Annotated in this window: 12 protein-coding genes; 3 read left to right on the top strand and 9 right to left on the bottom strand. The window is 45.3% G+C overall.

Annotation, left to right across the window (positions count from 1 at the left end; all coding sequences use genetic code 11):
* Positions 1-161 precede the first annotated feature (161 nt).
* The 9 genes from ACESZH_RS14510 to ACESZH_RS14470 all read right to left on the bottom strand — a co-directional run bounded on the left by ACESZH_RS14510 (position 162) and on the right by ACESZH_RS14470 (position 14179).
* The gene (locus ACESZH_RS14510) at positions 162-1748 is read right to left on the bottom strand and encodes a helix-turn-helix transcriptional regulator (RefSeq protein WP_373217460.1); all 1587 of its coding nucleotides are present in this window, start codon (positions 1746-1748) and stop codon (positions 162-164) included.
* Positions 1749-1760: 12 nt separating this feature from the next.
* Positions 1761-3143 carry an ABC transporter substrate-binding protein gene (locus ACESZH_RS14505; RefSeq protein ID WP_373217461.1) on the bottom strand — a complete coding sequence of 461 codons (1383 nt, stop codon included), beginning with the start codon at positions 3141-3143 and terminating at the stop codon, positions 1761-1763.
* A gap of 57 nt (positions 3144-3200) precedes the next feature.
* A complete protein-coding gene (locus ACESZH_RS14500; protein ID WP_373217462.1) occupies positions 3201-7202 on the bottom strand; it encodes a leucine-rich repeat protein in 4002 nt (1333 codons plus the stop codon).
* Positions 7203-7275: 73 nt separating this feature from the next.
* Positions 7276-7659, bottom strand: a complete 384-nt coding sequence (locus ACESZH_RS14495) for a hypothetical protein (RefSeq protein ID WP_373217463.1) — start codon at positions 7657-7659, stop codon at positions 7276-7278.
* A gap of 215 nt (positions 7660-7874) precedes the next feature.
* On the bottom strand, positions 7875-8498 hold the full coding sequence (locus tag ACESZH_RS14490) for a response regulator transcription factor (protein WP_373217464.1): 624 nt from the start codon (positions 8496-8498) through the stop codon (positions 7875-7877).
* A complete protein-coding gene (locus ACESZH_RS14485) occupies positions 8495-9775 on the bottom strand; it encodes a sensor histidine kinase (RefSeq protein WP_373217465.1) in 1281 nt (426 codons plus the stop codon). Before ACESZH_RS14485 ends, ACESZH_RS14490 begins: the two co-directional genes overlap by 4 nt.
* The gene (locus tag ACESZH_RS14480; RefSeq protein ID WP_373219927.1) at positions 9772-11424 is read right to left on the bottom strand and encodes a histidine kinase N-terminal 7TM domain-containing protein; all 1653 of its coding nucleotides are present in this window, start codon (positions 11422-11424) and stop codon (positions 9772-9774) included. The genes ACESZH_RS14485 and ACESZH_RS14480 overlap by 4 nt, the downstream gene beginning before the upstream one ends.
* A 716-nt stretch (positions 11425-12140) precedes the next feature.
* Positions 12141-13208 (bottom strand): sensor histidine kinase, encoded by a 1068-nt coding sequence (locus ACESZH_RS14475; protein ID WP_373217468.1) that lies wholly within the window; start codon positions 13206-13208, stop codon positions 12141-12143.
* Positions 13209-13456: 248 nt separating this feature from the next.
* On the bottom strand, positions 13457-14179 hold the full coding sequence (locus tag ACESZH_RS14470; RefSeq protein ID WP_373217469.1) for a LytR/AlgR family response regulator transcription factor: 723 nt from the start codon (positions 14177-14179) through the stop codon (positions 13457-13459).
* A 188-nt stretch (positions 14180-14367) separates the two neighbouring features.
* On the opposite strand from ACESZH_RS14470, the gene ACESZH_RS14465 reads away from it, so the two are divergent.
* The 3 genes from ACESZH_RS14465 to ACESZH_RS14455 all read left to right on the top strand — a co-directional run bounded on the left by ACESZH_RS14465 (position 14368) and on the right by ACESZH_RS14455 (position 17361).
* Positions 14368-14739 (top strand): response regulator, encoded by a 372-nt coding sequence (locus tag ACESZH_RS14465; protein ID WP_373217470.1) that lies wholly within the window; start codon positions 14368-14370, stop codon positions 14737-14739.
* A 48-nt stretch (positions 14740-14787) separates the two neighbouring features.
* On the top strand, positions 14788-16863 hold the full coding sequence (locus ACESZH_RS14460) for a hypothetical protein (protein WP_373217475.1): 2076 nt from the start codon (positions 14788-14790) through the stop codon (positions 16861-16863).
* Between the two features lie 159 nt (positions 16864-17022).
* Complete coding sequence (locus tag ACESZH_RS14455; protein WP_373217476.1) at positions 17023-17361, top strand: winged helix-turn-helix transcriptional regulator; 339 nt, start codon at positions 17023-17025, stop codon at positions 17359-17361.
* The last annotated feature ends 78 nt before the right edge of the window (positions 17362-17439 follow it).

Here is a 17439-nt window from a genome sequence, read left to right as displayed (position 1 = left end):
TCCCTTTATAACATTCTTATTACGGAAAAAATATGGCACTCGCACCACTTTTCTGCAAAAGTAGCGCAAGTATACCATGCTAAAACCTTTACTGATGTTTGCTTTTCCGGTATACTCACATCACTTTTGTCAAACAGTAGTGTAAGTGCCATATATTTTAATTATCTGTCCAACAAATCATCCAGGCGGTTGCACCGTCTAAACAGTTCTATATATAGCATCAGTTCGTCCTTAGATGCTACATCTAATTTTCTGTATATATTCCCGCTATGCTTCCGGACCGTACTCATACTGATAAATGCTTTTTCCGCAATCTCTGCTGCATCGCACCCCTCTATGTAATATTTCAAAATTCCCTTCTCTGCTGTAGTAAGATCTTGGGAACGGGAAGCAAAATTTGTAAACAGTTCTTCGATATCCGGAGGCAGTGCAGTTCCATTTACTGGCTGTACATCAGACTTTGTCAGTAGAAAATTCACAAGCATATCTACTTCTGAAATTCCTGACTGCTGTCCCTTATACAGTTCTTCCGATTGGACCGCCATCAGACTTTTAGAAATAGGCGCCACAAACCGCCAGGTCAGATAAACGGAAAGTACCAGCATAAGCACCAGGAAAATCAGAAAAAAAGACGCTATTTTCAGCTTGGCCGAGAAAGCAGCCGACCGAAAACTACTTTCCGGAATCAGCAAAGCAACCCCCATGTGCCTCCCATCTGTTGTTTTTGCCCGAAGCTGCTTGTGCATTCCCACATAAGTCTCATTCTCGCTCTTATATCGGGAAAAATAATGGTTTTCTTTTTTTATCTCCAGGAAAGTTGACTGTTCTAAATAAGCATCACTTACAGCCATCCCTTTCCCCAATTCCATATTATTTTCTCCAACGGGGGCAAATATCAATATCATCGTTCCAAACTTACTATCCGGGGCAGGATAAGAAAGGTCAAAATAGATAGAGCTGATTTCCACACCGCAAATACCACAGACGTTACCCTGCCCATCAAGAACAGGAACACCAAGAAGCATGACATTTTCCCATGTTTGTGTGAGAGGAAAACTTTTTGTCCAGTATCCTGACTCTGCCAGACGGTTCACGCCGTTATTCATCAGTTCCTCATACCCCGGGAAAAGTGAAGTATCAAATTCTAACTCCCATCGGTTATGCAATTCCAGCTGTTCGTTCCTTGCAATAGCAGGAATACCCCGAAAATATACCACATCCTTGCCGGATGTATTTCTGTCATTCAGATTTGCAAACCGCAGATACATGCCGCTTCTTGAGTGTCCGGCATTTTCTGCTTCCGTATTGACCGTAGCATCCAGCAGAAAATAAGCGCCGCTGCATTCACAAACCTGCAGAGTGGTATAGAGCTTTTCATACATAGCAAACTGCAGCTTCTCCAGCAGTTCCGGTTGGTTATCAAGCTCCGATACCGTCATTCCGTTTACTTCCAGAAGCTGCGTAATCTCATTGCTCAACTGTTTTGACAGCGTAATACTTTGGGCAGTCAGATCATCCAGCTGACGTGACAGGGAAACATCCAAATACTCCAACTGATATTCCAGACACTCCTGCAGTCTCCGTTCCTGATTAGAGAAAGCCCCTGTAAAACTGAGAATAAAGAGCATCATAAAGCCAACTGTTAAAATCATAACCGTCCAATATACCATAAGCTTGCGCTGCATACTGACACTTTTACTCTCTGCCAGCTTTGTCATCCGCAGCAAATCCTTTATTTTCAATCTCATACTGGCTCACCATTATCCATATCGTTTCTTTAGCTGCTCCAGAACTTCACAGCTTTTTCCTGCCAGATCGATTTCCTTCATCCCCTGTGCCAGCAAAGAATTTCTTCCAGCTCTCAGCAACAGTCTTACATTTTCTTCAAAGTCCATTTCCAGTTCAAGATAAGTGGTTAGCTGCGGTGGTGTATAAAACTCATATTCCCGCTGTGTCTCCTGAAATGCCTGATATAACTCCTTATACTTTGGATCTTCCAGATTTTCTACAGCCTCTGGCAGATATGTATCAAAAGCTTCCTGAGTCACCGGCATATAGCCGGCCTGTGTAACAAATTCTACATTTTTTTCCGGTTCTGTCAGCCATTTTAAAAATTTACAGGCGGCTTTTTCTTTCTCCTGAGTCGATTTCACGGTACAGATTCCAGCGCCTCTTTGCATGACAAGCTTTTCGCCGTCTCTAAAAACAGGACATGGCCTTGCAATGATTTCGATTTGTTCCGAATTATTATCCGGATACGTCACCACATCCGAATAGTAAAGAATGCTGGCTGAAGAGGCAACCGAAACGATGGCATCCCCTGTTCTTAAAGCCTCTGTTGCATAACCATTTTCAAGCCACACTGCCCCATGAAGCGCCGCATTTGCATAGGCCTCCCATGCCTGTTCAAATTTTTCTCCGAATGCGATGGTATTTCCATCAAAAAAATCTTCTCCTAACGACTCTGTCCCCACCTGAAAATAATTGAAATGATAGTCATGGACAAAGAACGGCTTTCCGTCATTTGGAACATCAGGGGTCTGAGCGTCTGTCCATGCCGTATATTTTTCAGCGGTCTCATACAACCCTTCCCAGGTGTTTAAGTCCTCCAGCCCACTACCGGTTTCGTCTGCAAAACGGTCAAACGCAGTTTTATTGATGTACATGATTTCCGTGGATTTTGCCACCGGAAGAATCATTTGCTTACCATTTATATTGCCTTCCTCTAAAAACCCGGGAAGATACATCTCCAATTCCTCTTCACTAAAATAATCCCGATAATCTACCAAAATATTTTCATCTGGCATTGCAAGTACTGTTTTTGGGTAAGACACAAACAGATCCGGCAGTTTTGCCGCGCCTGGGTCCTGATTTGCCGCAGCCAGCACATCTTCATGGATGGTATTCGTGTTGGTAACAGAGGCAACCTGAACGTAAATCCCTTCCTCTTTTCCTATCGTCTGATTAAATTCGTCAATCATATCATTCAGTGGAGAATCCGTCTGTCCGCCGTACACATGCCAAATGGTCAGAGTGACCGGCTCTTTCTGCCCTCTATTCGTTCCGCAAGCCGTCAAAACCAGCATCCATGCAAGAGCCATAAGCCATGCCATGCTAATACAGATTTTTCTTTTTTTCCTCATCTCTTCACTCCTCACTGCAGCCATTTACATGGTATCAATCAATGCGGACAAATCCAACTATCTATATGGATAGAACCTCAATGTTTCTGTTGAATTGAAAGTAAACGGCCAGAATGCATCACCGGACACTTCTGTAATTGTCATCGTATTGTCTTCCAATGCAACATATATTTCTCCATAGCGTTGCCCGTCCGGTGTATCAAGGAAATACATATACATCCCACAGGTATATTCCGCGGGATTATAAGCAAAATACGTTCCATACCAGGTGGAAACACCGTCTGACCATGGATCATCGAAGGAAAAAGTCAATTCTCCCTCCACTCCGCTCTCATCAGTCAAAAATTGAAGCGTGTAAACCATATCTGTCCCATTTTCCTGTACAAGAACATCTGTCTCCCATTCTCCTTCCATTCCAAAGAGATAACCATTCTCACTCTTCGGGTGCTCAGAGCCTGCTTCCCCTTGCGGAGAGGGAAGTTCTTTCAGATAATTTCCATGCACATACCCACTCAGTCCGTTGTATTCGACATAATAGAATTCCTCTGAAGCTCTAAAGCAATTCCGTAAAATTGCCCCCAGCGGCACCATATCCAAACGTGCTGAATTCACATCCGGTTCCTGCCGCAGTGAAACCCATTCCTGGCAATTTACTACCTGCATAACGCTCAGGCCGAAATTTCCCTCCATACACCAATTATCCTGATTTCTGTATGTCATATCATAAACGTAAGGTTCTTCCCATGGCACATCTACACTTCCATCGTTGAGGTTGATCCCTGGCTGCCATACCAACACATTTCTCTGAGAATCCACGATCGTGATTTCGGTGTCTCTTATGATATCACTTGCGTTGCAGCGAAGAATAATCGGATCTCCATATTCGCTCCGATACAATACATTACCTGTTCTTCCAAGGTAATCATCCGGTCCATCATAAACATATTCATTCACTGCCACAGAAGCACTCTGATCATAAGGGAAAATACAATAAAGCTCACTTCCATATTCATTTTCCACGATACGTTCATCCGGAATGTCTGACAAAAACGGGAACTCATCCATATTACCTCTGTCATATAAAACCTGTTTCAGACAGCTTCTGTCATCCGCACTTCCATCTACATAGCCAAGAAAAATCACACCGCAGATACTATTTGTGTCCAGAAGTGTCTGCCTGTGCATGGCGAGATTATCGCAGGCATCTTCGCCAGATACAGTCTTCTCATTTACCAGCATTACATTTTCCGATTCAGGCCCTACTCCCAGATCAGTCTTTTTTACCGATCCGATCGCTGCTTCCGGTTCGGACTTTGTTATCGGTTTTGTCCCATTCTCCGGAATCTCTCGTGAGAAATTCACCTTCACACCATCTTCTTCCAGACACAGTTCCCCGCTGTCTGTCAAGGCACCCTGCATGGTATCAATATATGCAATGCCATTCGAGAACGACCACACAGACATATCTGCCGCTTCGCCATCAAACATCTCCGCCGTGCCATCGGCATTCAGGGTAAGCTGCATCGTCATGCCGAATTCTTCCAAACCGATGACCTCGCCCTCCATTTCCATCGTCTTGCCGTACCATGTGCCAAAGAAGGCTGCGCCCTCTTCTCCGATTGGTACGGCAATCGGTTCCGTTTCCGGTTCCGGTGCCGGGATGGGATCACTCTTGACTGCCGCCAGCAGGGCGTCCACATCAGGCATCTGGTCCGGAGAGGTAAGGCAGTCCTCCAACGCAAATACGATACTTCCATCTTCATTTTGGAAAGCGGATTCACTCACCTCTTCCACGTATTCTCCCAGATAAACCGTTTCCAGGCTCGGGCAGCCCCTGAAAACATAATTTTCCAGATTACGTACGCCATTCACGAAGATCACTTCTCGCAAATTGGTACAGTTGTGGAAAGTTCCTTCCCGGAGATTTTCAACAGGTGCATAGCAGATCACTGTTTCCAGTGTCTCACAATTTTCAAAAACATAGGAAGGAAGCTCTGTGTAGGTCTCCGGGATAACCAGTGAACGTACCGGAAGCTCCATCTCATAATTATCGCCATAAGATGCTCTGTTCATCATACCGCCGCCAACCATTGTAAGCGGTACACCGTCAATTTCACGTGGTAATACCAGATTCACTTCATATCCTTCATAACTATCCAGACGATTATATTCTTCATCATACCAGAAGTCCTCTCCGGGAAGAGGCTCATACGGCATCACCTGTACTTCATGGGGCGCTTCACCCGTACGTGTAACCGGATGATACCATGGGCGTCCAGCCAATGTACCGAGTAAATCTATCTGTTCATCTGACGCATCCGAAGCGGCATAAATTTCCTCAAGGCCGGTACAATCAGCCAGAAAATCCAAAGGAAGGATGGACGGATCACAAAGAACCGTCAGTTTCCGAAGATTCATGCATCCCGCTAATACACCTTTCCCGATGCTAGTCACAGATGCAGGAATCGTCAGCTCTGTCATATTCCCGCAGTTTTGAAATGCTCCGTCTCCGATCGTTGTGATGGAACCGAACAGTTCCACATATTCCACCGAGCTGTCAGCAAAAGCCTCTTTGCCTATCGTGGTAAACCAACCGCAATGGTGGGGATAGAAAGACCGTATGCTCTTGTTTCCTTTAAACAATGCATCGCCAAGTGCAGTCACCTCTATATCATTATAGGCCACCCAGATAGTCAGATCTGCGGTCTCACCCGAATAGGCCGCCCACACGCCGTCTGTGATCGTCACCGCTTCTAAGTCAGGATATTCCGCAACACCCCCGCTGACAGGATTGTTGATCCATACCGTACAATCCGGACATTGTTCTTTCAGCATCGCCGCATAGGCATCCCTGTTTTCAAAACTGCTGTCCCATGGCAGATCCAGATCTTCAATGTAGTTATCCGCAAAGGCATCCGGTGCAATGTCGACCGGTTCATAAAGGTCAAATACCATGTAATACAGCGATGTTCCCGCAAAGGCCCTGGAATCAATTTTTTCCAGGTCACCGCTCAGATACAGTTCCGAACATCTGGAATTTTCAAAAGCGCTCTCCCCGATATTCCTGACCGTAGATGGAAGCGTCAGAACCGTTTCATGATCATAACAGAATGCACGGGGACCGATCTCCTCCAGACCTTCCCTCCATTCAATGTTCCCTATCTGCGCATTGCAAAACGCTTCCTCCCCGATTGTCTTCAGCGTTGAAGGAAAACTGACATATCCCAGATTACATGCCTGACGGAAGCTGCGGGTCCCGATCGTCTCCACGCCTTCCGGAATGGTAACATAATAGATATAATAACAGCTGTAAAAAGCTTCATCACCGATGGCTCTCACCGGCACGCCGTCAATTTCTGACGGAACTTCCAGACGGGCAGAGGAACCAGTATAACCAGTAATCGTACCATTAGCGGGATCAAACTCAAAATCCTCCTCCGGAGCAGTAAAATCCACTGTGACAGCATTTTTTCCACTGGGCTGCAGCCTGTCAGCAGCGTTGTTAGCATCAGCAAGAGCTTCCGCATAAACATCAAACTGATCATCCGGGACATAAATCACGCATTCATCCGGCAGACCATCAAAATTCCAGTCATTTCCCCCAAATATGGGACATACACCCTCAAAACGTATTTCTTTTAGGTTTTCACAGCAGCAGAAAGAACTCTCAATATAACTCACCGATGCAGGAACTGTTACACTGGTCAATGCGGGGCAGTCGCTGAAATTCCCGCTTTCTATAGTCGTCAGATTCTCCGAAAGCTGAACCTTTTCCAAACCATCCATAAAACAGATACTCCCGCTCTGCAAAGCCTCTATACTGCTCGGAAACGTTATAGAAGTCACGCTGTGCTGATCATTAAAAGAACCAGATCCAAGCGCTGTCACTTCATGTCCATCTATTACAGAGGGAACCTCCACATCACCGCTCACTTCCCCTTCCCGCTCCAGACGCATATTCAAATCATCGTATTTCCAGACGGTGTTTTCTTCTGCCCGGACAGATACGGCAGGTACACAAAGCAGCAATAAACCCAACATATAAAATGATTTCTTCATAAGCATTATCCTCCCTTATCCTTTCAAATATCTTCCGTTTTTACAACAAGACAAAGCTTCTCCTTCCAATAAGTTACAGGCTCTCTAAAATAGCAATCATATAACTGGCAGAAATGGTATTATAAATAAAATTGTCAATCAGACCTGTTTTCTTACATTCCACAACTTTTCTGGCCGTTTCACTGTCTGATTTTTCATCTACAGTGAATATGATTTTACAGTGCGGAACATATCTTTGTACCTCCCGGCAAATTGCAAGACGTTCACTCAGCGACCAGGGAGCATGAACAGCAATTTCCATCATTAAAATATGCGGCTGTACAATCCTGCAAAGGTCTGCAGTCTTATCCGGCGCTTCCGACATCTCTGTAAAAAAATCAGAATCATACGCCTGAAGCACTCTGGCTATTGCATCTGAGAATAAATGATTCTGCATATCAATGACTACTCTTCGCATGATCTGTTTCCTCCCTGTTGTTATGAAATACACTTTCAGCCTTTATATGATAAAATTATATCGTTTTTCAAAAATTCACACACTCCCCATATGGGTGGGATGGAACAAATCACACATCTTGCGGGACTTTTGTATCATAAGAAAATGGGGAGCAATTTTCTATGATGACGCAAAAAAATCCTGCCGCCCTCTGTGAAAGAAAGCGACAGGATTTTCTAAAATCCATTAATTATTAAGTTTTTCTTTGTAACTGCTACTGCCAGTTTTGTTTTTGAGTCAAAGTTCGTTTTCTGAAGCATATTTTTGATATGCCATTTTACCGTTTCCGGCGATATAGACAGAGTTTCCGCAATTTTTTTATAGGACTGTCCTTCTACTACGAGCCGGAGGACATCTATTTCTGCCGGGGTAAATTCACAGCTTTTTGCTGTTCCTATCATCACTTCCGGAGGAGCATCCGGATAAATACTCTCCCCCTGCATTGTACGGTCCATAACCTCTAACAGTTCCTCTTTACCGGCATCCTTATACCAGAAGCTGTCTGCACCTGCCCTGTGCGCCCGGTCAATAAAACTGCATTCTGCCATGGAAGTAACAATGATTACTTTTGTCTGAGGCATTGCTCTTTTGATCTTCTCTGCAGCAATCAGACCGCTTGCGTCGTTTTCCGTGCAGATATCCATCAGAACAAGATCACATCCACTCCGGCGACATACGGTTTCCGCCATAGCTGCATTCGTGATAGAAGCTGCCAGGGAATATCTACCGCTTGACTGAATATAGTTTTCCATATCCTCACGCGCCATACGTTGGTCTTCCACAATGAGTACGCTGATCATACATGCTCCTCCTTTTTCGGTATATTTATTGTCAGGGAATATTCCGGAAAGGAACGGATACTGACAGTACCATTACAATTTTCCACCTTTTCCCGTATTGCAGACAGGCCGCCTCCTTCCTCAATCTCTTTGTCCGGCTTCCTGCCATTATTTGTGATCACAAACACCCACTCATGAATCCCGCTGCTTATGTTTACATAAAGTTCCGTTGCCCCGGCATGGCGTACACTATTTGAAAGCGCCTCCAAAAAAATCACATCCATCAGTTCAGCCGCCCCCGGATCATCCGGGATTTCTCCTGTATAAAAGACTTTCAATCCAAGAGCATCGGCTCTTTCCTGCACCATCTGATGAAGCGTCTCTGCCGCAGGCTCATTGTCTTTTCTCAATAAGCTCAAAATCCTGTTCCATTGTGAAAGGAACGCCTCTCTGGTTTCTTCAGAATCCTGTAACAGCATACGATGTGCTGCCAGTACACTGTATCCAAGATCATCATGCACCCGCATTTTCATGGCCAGCGTCTCTTCCTCCCTGGTCAGTATCACAATATTTTTGGAAAGCTCTTTCATAGCCACAGACATTTCCTGAAGCTTCCTGTTTTCTTTTTCCAGAAGCTGCTTGTTCTGATATAATTCAGATACTTCTGAAGCCAGAAATTGCAGGAACCGTTCTCCATTTTCTGCAACTATGAAATCTTCTGAAAATTTCCATACACTTCCATCTGGAAAACAATATACCTGAAAATCCGGATCGTAAGACACACTGCCTTCCAGAGGATGTTCCAATGCTTCCCGAAGCTCTGCTACACTTTGAATATCCCGCCCTGTTAAGTATCTGCAGATTCTGTACATCTGTCGATTAATCAGTACAGGCATCCCCTGTTCATCAAAAAATCCCGCTCCACTGGGTAAGTTATCCAGACTTTCCTGAATCGCATTTCCCTGTAAATGATTTTTCCCTTGTCTGAAAGCATCCCTAATCTGCATTGCTGCGAATACGATTCCGCAAATTCCGGCAGCAACATAAACAACATAAGGAATTTTAAAAAGTATAAATGAATTTTGTTCCCAATCATAAAAAAGATATCTCACGCTTAAACATGAAGCTGTGAGAAAAGTCACCGTAAACACTGCCATATTTATTATAATCCGCTTCCATTTCTGTTTCCAGGTAATTTCATATATGATCAATAGAAAATATGTCAAAGCTGTCATCAGGAAAAAAACAACCAAAACCATTTGAAATTCCAGGGAATTGTTTCCAAAAGATTTCATCACCTGCTTTCCCCTCCTTTCACAGAGAAAGAAAGTAACCATGCACCATCAAAATCCTGTTCAACTTCTGCACCATAGCGTCCGGCTATTTCCGTCAGGTTCGCTTCACATTCTGCACTTATGGATAACACCAGCTTTTCATTTTTCTGTTTCAGTGTTACTGAGAGTGCGGATAAACTATCCAGTGATTCTTCAATGACCGCTTCAGAAAAATCATAAATTCGCATCGCTGCTTCACTTGAGATCATTTTCCCAGTCATTTGTGATAAAGGACAGTGAGAACTTTCCTTTATCACAAGAAAGCCTGCGGCTACACCACTCAATTCCAGATTTCTTATGGTTTCTTCAAAACATAATTCCAGTTCTCTTACCGATATGATAGAATTATGTTCTGCAATAAATATAAGATTGCTGCGCCTTTTTATATATGCACCGATGACAACAACCTTTCCCAGTATCTTTTTTCTTTGCTGCTCATTTTCCGCCAGAGAATACTCATCGATCAACCTGGTCAGAAGAATAATCTGCCTGGAAGTCTGTTTCTGCATTTTATCATAAAGCTGATTCTTTACAGACAGTTTTGCCATCTGTTTTTTGGCTTTCAGGTTTTCTTCCTCTATCACATTTGCATCTTTCAATTCTTCTTTCATGTCAGCTAATTCTTGTAATATGTCCTGCAGCTCTGACAGATTTTCTTTCCACAGCACATAACCGCCCCGGATCGGCGCTCCCGATAAGCGAATTCCATTTTCCATCATCACTGGTCTCTCCAGCGCACGATGTACGGTTTCCGCTTTGATTTCCCCGGAATCCTTTGAACGATAACATACATTTCCGTCCGTATCTGTGATCTGTGCAGCAATAGCAGAGGACTCGAACAACTGCGCATAGCTTGTATTAGAGGGAATCAGGCCGCACTGAATACAGCTCTCGATAATCGCGGCAAACAGAAGACAGAAAGCAGCCGTCATATCCCTTGTGAGCATTCTCCAGAAAGGCAAATCCAGACAATAAGTAATCCCATATATTACAGCCAGTCCATACGCACTGAATGGAAACCAGAGCAGCTTCTTATTCCTTACCACCCGGCATTTAAACAAAATCATACAAACAGCCGCCAGTGCACAACCGATATCCCATGTGATAATCAAATAATACACTGGTCCATACCCATATACGCCCACTTCATAAGATGCTGCTTCTCCCAGTTTTCCCTCCGGGAAAGAGAACACAAGTTGATGCAGATCGTTTGTTAATACCAGTCCTATCAGAATCAACGCAGTCAGAAACAGCCAGTGTGTCCATCGTGGAAGCCGGTAATTTTCCGGCTGCCGCATGTGAAATGCCAGATAAAGGCTGGCGGTTGGAATCAACTGCATGGGAATATAGTAGAGATACCAGCCATAGCGTAAAGCTATCGGCAATTCATATGGCATCTGGTATTTGCACATACGGACAAACATCCAGAAAATCATCAGAGCTGCAATTAAGATCAGACAACGGCGTGTATTTGTTTGAATAATCCTCTTCTGAAAGGAAAATGCCCAAGTCGAATACAGTCCTATGTAAATAAACGGTCTTAAAAAGCAACATATGGCATCAAGGTAAGGATTTGTAAAAGATAAGTTTCGGATTACTGCTGCGGTAATCACACATAAAATTACTGCACTTCCTGCGCATAATGTGAATTTCTTTTGCACTGTTCTCCTCCACCTTCATGTCAAATATTTTTTCGAATTACTTTAAGACATTCTCCTCAATGTGTATTGCGATATTTTTCTAAGAGCGATAATTAATTTGATTGTATCATACACTTCTTCCTCTTGCAATGAAGGAACTGTTACATCCACAGCACAGCCATTCCTTCCGTTTCTGCTGCTTCTATTGATAAATTAGGTACTGTTGGTCACATAAACATTCCCATTGTCATCCGCATACACATGATCGCATGAGGTAGGTACCTTTACATGGTCGCCATTGAACAGTGTATAATCGTTCTGTGAAAAAATTTAATCTGTAAAACGTTCATCTAAATAAGAGGTATCCGAGCCTGCCGATGAACTGACACTGCTCCGATAGTAGTCACTGACATCATTCATGCTGGTGCATCCTGACTATGTCATTGTCTGGAGAAAACGGCTATTATCAAAGTAACGACTGTTTTCATCTTCCTCGTATTTATCTGTCATATTCATTTTAATATTTCTATCCTTAGTATAAAAGACTAACATAAGTCTGTACAAAAAAGCACTTGCTGCATTAGCCTTTTACCAAAACAGCAAGCGCTTTTTATTGCGCTTTTTATTGCGCTTTTTATTGCGCTTTTTATTGCGCTTTTTATACGAGATTATTTTTTTCCTGTTTTTATTTACCCGCAAATCATAATTTTTGCACAGAAAATGCCAGCTTGATAAGAGAATGTGCTCGCGCCACCGGATTTCTCCGCGATGTGACGAACAGACTGAAGTCCGACACCATTTCCTTTTCGCTTGGAGGACTGAAATACTCCGTCCTTTTCTTTGATTACTCCGTCATATGTATTTTCAACCTGAATCAGGAGCAACCTGCTGGCATGCAGATAGGAAGTCACCTTGATTTGCTGCCGGGAGGGAGCCGCCTGTAGACTGGCCTCCAGTGCATTTTCCAGCAGATTGGAGAGGACAAGACACATGTCGATTTCATTGACAGGAATCTTTTCGGGTAGATCAAGTTGCGCGTAGAATGGGATACCTTCCCGCTTTGCAAGAGCACAGTAATAACTGACCACACTGTCCGCCGCCCGGTTTTCACAGAGGCGCATATCAAGGCTAGGAATTCTGGAAACAGCACCGGCAAGATATACTTTGAGTTTATCAAGATTCCCCTCTTCGGCAAGTGCAGAAAGCTGATTCAGGTGATGCCGCATATCGTGCCGTGCCTGCCGGGCTTCCTCAATGGCGGTTTTGAGATTTTCGTATCGCTGCTGTTGCATGAAAAGGAGCTGGTTTTCCTGCTGTAGTCTGGCATTCCGGTTCAAGCTGTTTGCCATCATCAAAAAAATAGCGTAAAACAAGAGCAGCAGGATCAGCAGTGCAATGCTGATGACGATATAACCCTGTAAGACCCGTCCGGTATAGAGCGTATCTTGATACTTCGGAATCATAAACAAATTCAGCGCAATAAACACAAGCGGCAAAACCCAGAACACATACCAGGTCTGCGCGAAATTCTCGTCTTCCACCATCTTTCGTGCCGCGTGTGTCGCGGGATAATACGCGATGACGGCAAACAGCCAGCAAAGCACATTGTAGCAAACGACCGCCCGAAGGCAAAGCCATGGCTCGGCCTCCGTCAAGCGCATATCGATCAGCATGGCGGCATTGATGGCTCTTGAAAGGCTATTGATGCAGGCAAATACAGCACAAACAGATAAAGCCACCGTTCCGGATTTCCACATGGAACCCCGGAGCGTTTTTATATATATGGTAACTGCAATCAACACGATAGATGTAAGCGCTGGTTCCGCGGAAATATGGTATTGATAACATACCGCTCCCCCAACAGCAGAAAGAAACAGGAGCAGCGGCACGATCCACGTAATGAGTTTCAGCAGCGGCTGTCTCAAATAGGATTTCACTGGGAAATACGCGAGCAAAAGCCCCGGTAGCACAACACAAAGCTCAAAAACAGGACGCAGTGCATCTGTCACGACATATACCCCCTTTGCAGCAAATACTCCATAAAAGCCTGTCGGGCGCTTTTCAACAGTTCCTGACTGACAAACACGCGACTCCCATCATCCATGCGAAAAGCTGCATCTTCAAAATCAACAGTATGCTCCAGATTGACGATCACACCGCGTCCGCACACAAAAAAGCGTGGCTCATCCTTGAGCGGCGCTATGAACGCCTTGAAGGGTTGGCGCGTGGCAAGCGTCCTTTTTGCGGTAGTGTGGACATAGATCATGTGGGCGAAATGCTCCGCATAGACGATATTCTGATAGCACAGGCGAATCTCACTTCCGCCTACTTTCAGTTCCATATATTTGTCCGGGCGAGGAATTCTTGAAAGAAGCTCGTCTGTTAAACGGTCAATATCTTCCTCAGTAAAGGGTTTTACAAGATAATGCATAGCACGCACCTGAAAACCCTCCAACGCATGATCGGTCGAGGCCGTGGTGAAGACCAGCAGGCAGTCGGTGTCCCGCTTGCGCAGTTCCTTCGCTGTTTCAATTCCGTTTGCTCCAGCCATATAGATGTCCAAAAATGCGACAGTGAAATGCTGTGCCTCTTCTGCTTCCAAAAATTCTTCGCCGCTTGTATATTCAAATAAGCTTGCCTGCACATTCCGACTCCGCAGTTGCCGTTCCAACCGGTTTCTCAGCAATGTCCGTTCATCAGCAAGATCATCAACAATTGCGATTCTCATGGTTAAGTAGCTCCCTATATGATACTCCAAAATAATTATATCACATTTCCTTTGGAGCGACTATGGTCCAGACTCAGAATTCATGCCATTATTGGGGCTTTCGTGACACCCCGCTTGAAATAGTCGGACAGCTTTTTATACTAAAAACAAGCAAGGCATGTAATTGGATTTAGGAAGGAGGGGAATCTGTGTACCACATTGCCGTGCTGGCAGAAAAAGAAATGGAGGGCCAGTATTATGCAGAGCAAATTGCCCGGTTTTGCAGCGAGAAAGGCATGTTCCCTCAAATTGTGCAATACCAAGATCAGGAACTCTTTTTTGAAAATGTGCAGAAAATTGCACCGACCAATGTGGTCATTGCATTTTCCGGCGTGGCAGGGCTAAATGCGGCAAAACACCTTCGCTCCATTTATCCCATATGTGGGATCATATGGTGTAGCGTTCTGGATTTTTCGCTCCATGCATTTATGCTGAGAGTGGACTACTTCCTGCCAAAACTGATTGCCGAAGAAGCATTCAAACAAGGTTTGATCATTTGGTTTGAAAGAGCAAATAGCTGATCGATTCAAAACAAACGATAAGAAATTACGGAGGATTTGTCTATGAAAATGAAAAAGAAAAAAACACTTCATTCCGCACTGTCTTTGATGTTGGCAGCTGCGATATGCCTGACGATGTCTGCTTACAGTGCAAAGCAGACATTAGCTTCCGAGACGCTGCCACCGGATACAGCCACTTATCATACGGCAACCGCCGATTTGCCGGTGAAAGCGTTGCATGCAAAACGGGTAGACGAAAACCCTTATATGGCGAAGAGCGACGCAAATATTCATCACGATGGATATAACACCGATTCCACGAATGAGATTCTGCCACTTGGCATCTATCCGGAAATCAATGTCTCTTATGAGAAAACCAACGCGAACGCCTCGCCCGCCATTTATTTTGACAGTTACGGACACGCGGTGGTTCCGCTGCTCGGCGGCATCGCCATCCGTGATCTGAACGCCAAAGAAACGAAGACGCTTGGCTATTTTTCTCCGAAACAGCATGACGGCGGTGGTTATGTGATCCAGAGTTCCTATACATTTCTGGATTCCGAGAATCGCGTTGTCTGCCCCACCAGCAATAACCATGTGCTGATGCTACGGGCGACTGATGAAGAAGGAAACGTCCTGCCTGAATTTGAAAAGGTGTTGGATATTGACATCAAAGCAGCCGCAGAGGCTGCGCTTGGCAAGACGTTGGAGCAGAATCTTCTGTCCGTGGTTTTTGACTACGAGGGAAATCTCTGGTTTGCCACGGGTGGTTTCCGTATCTATCCCGACCGGGCGCAGCAGGGTGTGATCGGCTATATTGCGCGTTCGGCGATCGATGCGATTCTGAGCGGTGAGCAGACGGATCTTTCCAATGCAGTCTTCGTCTATGACCTGGCGCCCGGTGAAGGTGCGGAAAATGGCATCGCCGCCTCCAAGGATGGCGCGGTGATCCTGACAAACCAGAATTGCTATCTGCTCCGTGCTGATAGCAGCGTGAAGGTTGTCTGGTGTACGCCGTATGAGAGCGTCGGCGCAAAGGTCAGCGGCGAGGGCGACAAGACTACCGGTGGCGGCCTTGCATGGGGTGGCGGCTGCTCTCCGTCACTGACACCCGATCTTGTCCTGTTCACCGACAATCAGGATCCTGTCAATCTGCTGGCGCTCGATATGAAGACCGGCAAGGTCGTTGCCAGCCTACCGGTGCTGGACGACCTGCCCGAGGGCTATCAGGTGGCCGTCGAAAACTCTGCAATCGTCTATGACGACGGTGCAGGCAACGTCAGCACAATCGTGTGCAACTGGTTCGGCGCAGGCAACGCAGCTCTGTCGAACCCCGACAGCGACTCTTCTATCCAGAGCTATGCCAATATCTATGATATGAACTGGCTGACAAAGGGTAACGTCATGATCGCGCCCGGCGTGGAGCGTGTTGACACGGTCAAAACCGATACCGGCTATGAGATGAGAAGTGTTTGGTGCAGAAACGACCTGAGTGACACGTCGATCATGAAGCTCTCTACTGCAACTGGTTATATTTACGGCTATGTGCAGGATCTGGAGAGCGGCATGTGGCAGTACATCATTCTGGACTTTGAAACAGGTGAGACCGTCTTTACTATGGATGTGTCGAATAAATACGGTTATAACAATATGGCCATCGGTATATACGCTGGAAACAGCGGCAACGCACTCTACTGCCCGACGGGCTATCTGGAGCTTCTTCGCTTGCAGGATCGGTTCGTGTATCTGCCTGAAATGCCGTACCGCGAGGTCGATCTGGACAAGGCCGCAAGGAATGTGCTGACTCAGGAGCAGTTTACCGAAGATGGCGGAGAAGGCAGTGTTGCCAGCTGGGGTTACACCGTAAGCGCAGAAAACGTCCACCCCAAAACTACCGTCGCGCTACGGATGAACAACCTATCTGGCAATGCCTCCGACCTAAAGCTCTATGCTTACGGTGCTGATGGCAAGTTGACGGAGGTCTCCAAAGAACTGTGGTCGTTCACGGATGAAACCGGTGCGGCTGCCAATATGCTGTCCGATGGGACACTGTATGAGCTTCGCATGAGCGTCGCAGACGGCGGCGAACTTGATCTAAGCGAGACAGAAAAGGAGATCAGAATTTCCGTCGTACTCGGAAAATAAGTCAATTCAGGCAAACTTAAGGAGGAATCTCTGATGAAAGGTGTTATTTCGGCAGTTCTTGCATTTCGAGGATGAACAGGAACGTGAGTTTGCTAACCGGGGGCTGATCACAGCACCGGAATCACTTGTCATCATGACTTCTATATTGAGAGATAGGCAATATGGGAACAAACTGTAAAAAAAGAGTTACCGGCTTGCCCGGTTGAAACAACCTTAACGCTCATTGGTGATAAGTGGAAGGTGTTGATTCTTCGGGATTTGCTTCCCGGTACAAAACGTTTTGGAGAACTGAAGAAGTCCATTGGTAGTGTATCGCAAAAGGTATTAACGGCGCAGCTTCGGGATATGGAAGAAAGCGGACTCATAAACCGCAAGATGTATGCGGAGGTTCCTCCGAGAGTGGAATATTCTCTGACAGACCTTGGGCGGAGTTTGAAACCCATTCTTGACGCTATGTGGAATTGGGGAGAAGGATATAAAGAAACATATAAATCATAAATGAGGCTGTAAAAAATCTTGTGTCTTTGGAAAGTGAATCTTTCTGATAAGAAATAGATATGTAAGGTTTTGCTGTCG

The sequence above is a fragment of the Ruminococcus sp. 5_1_39BFAA genome (genome assembly GCF_964240875.1).
Taxonomy (GTDB): Bacteria; Bacillota; Clostridia; order Lachnospirales; family Lachnospiraceae; genus Blautia_A.
The sequence above is the reverse complement of the archived record's forward strand: the minus strand, read 5'-3'. Positions and strand labels throughout refer to the sequence as shown.

Bases quoted from the DNA above. Each gene is read 5' to 3' on its own strand.
- ACESZH_RS14510 (WP_373217460.1), bottom strand. From the start codon at position 1,748: ATGAGATTGAAAATAAAGGATTTGCTGCGGATGACAAAGCTGGCAGAG.
- ACESZH_RS14505 (WP_373217461.1), bottom strand. From the start codon at position 3,143: ATGAGGAAAAAAAGAAAAATCTGTATTAGCATGGCATGGCTTATGGCT.
- ACESZH_RS14500 (WP_373217462.1), bottom strand. From the start codon at position 7,202: ATGAAGAAATCATTTTATATGTTGGGTTTATTGCTGCTTTGTGTACCT.
- ACESZH_RS14495 (WP_373217463.1), bottom strand. From the start codon at position 7,659: ATGCGAAGAGTAGTCATTGATATGCAGAATCATTTATTCTCAGATGCA.
- ACESZH_RS14490 (WP_373217464.1), bottom strand. From the start codon at position 8,498: ATGATCAGCGTACTCATTGTGGAAGACCAACGTATGGCGCGTGAGGAT.
- ACESZH_RS14475 (WP_373217468.1), bottom strand. From the start codon at position 13,208: ATGTGGAAATCCGGAACGGTGGCTTTATCTGTTTGTGCTGTATTTGCC.
- ACESZH_RS14470 (WP_373217469.1), bottom strand. From the start codon at position 14,179: ATGAGAATCGCAATTGTTGATGATCTTGCTGATGAACGGACATTGCTG.
- ACESZH_RS14460 (WP_373217475.1), top strand. From the start codon at position 14,788: ATGAAAAAGAAAAAAACACTTCATTCCGCACTGTCTTTGATGTTGGCA.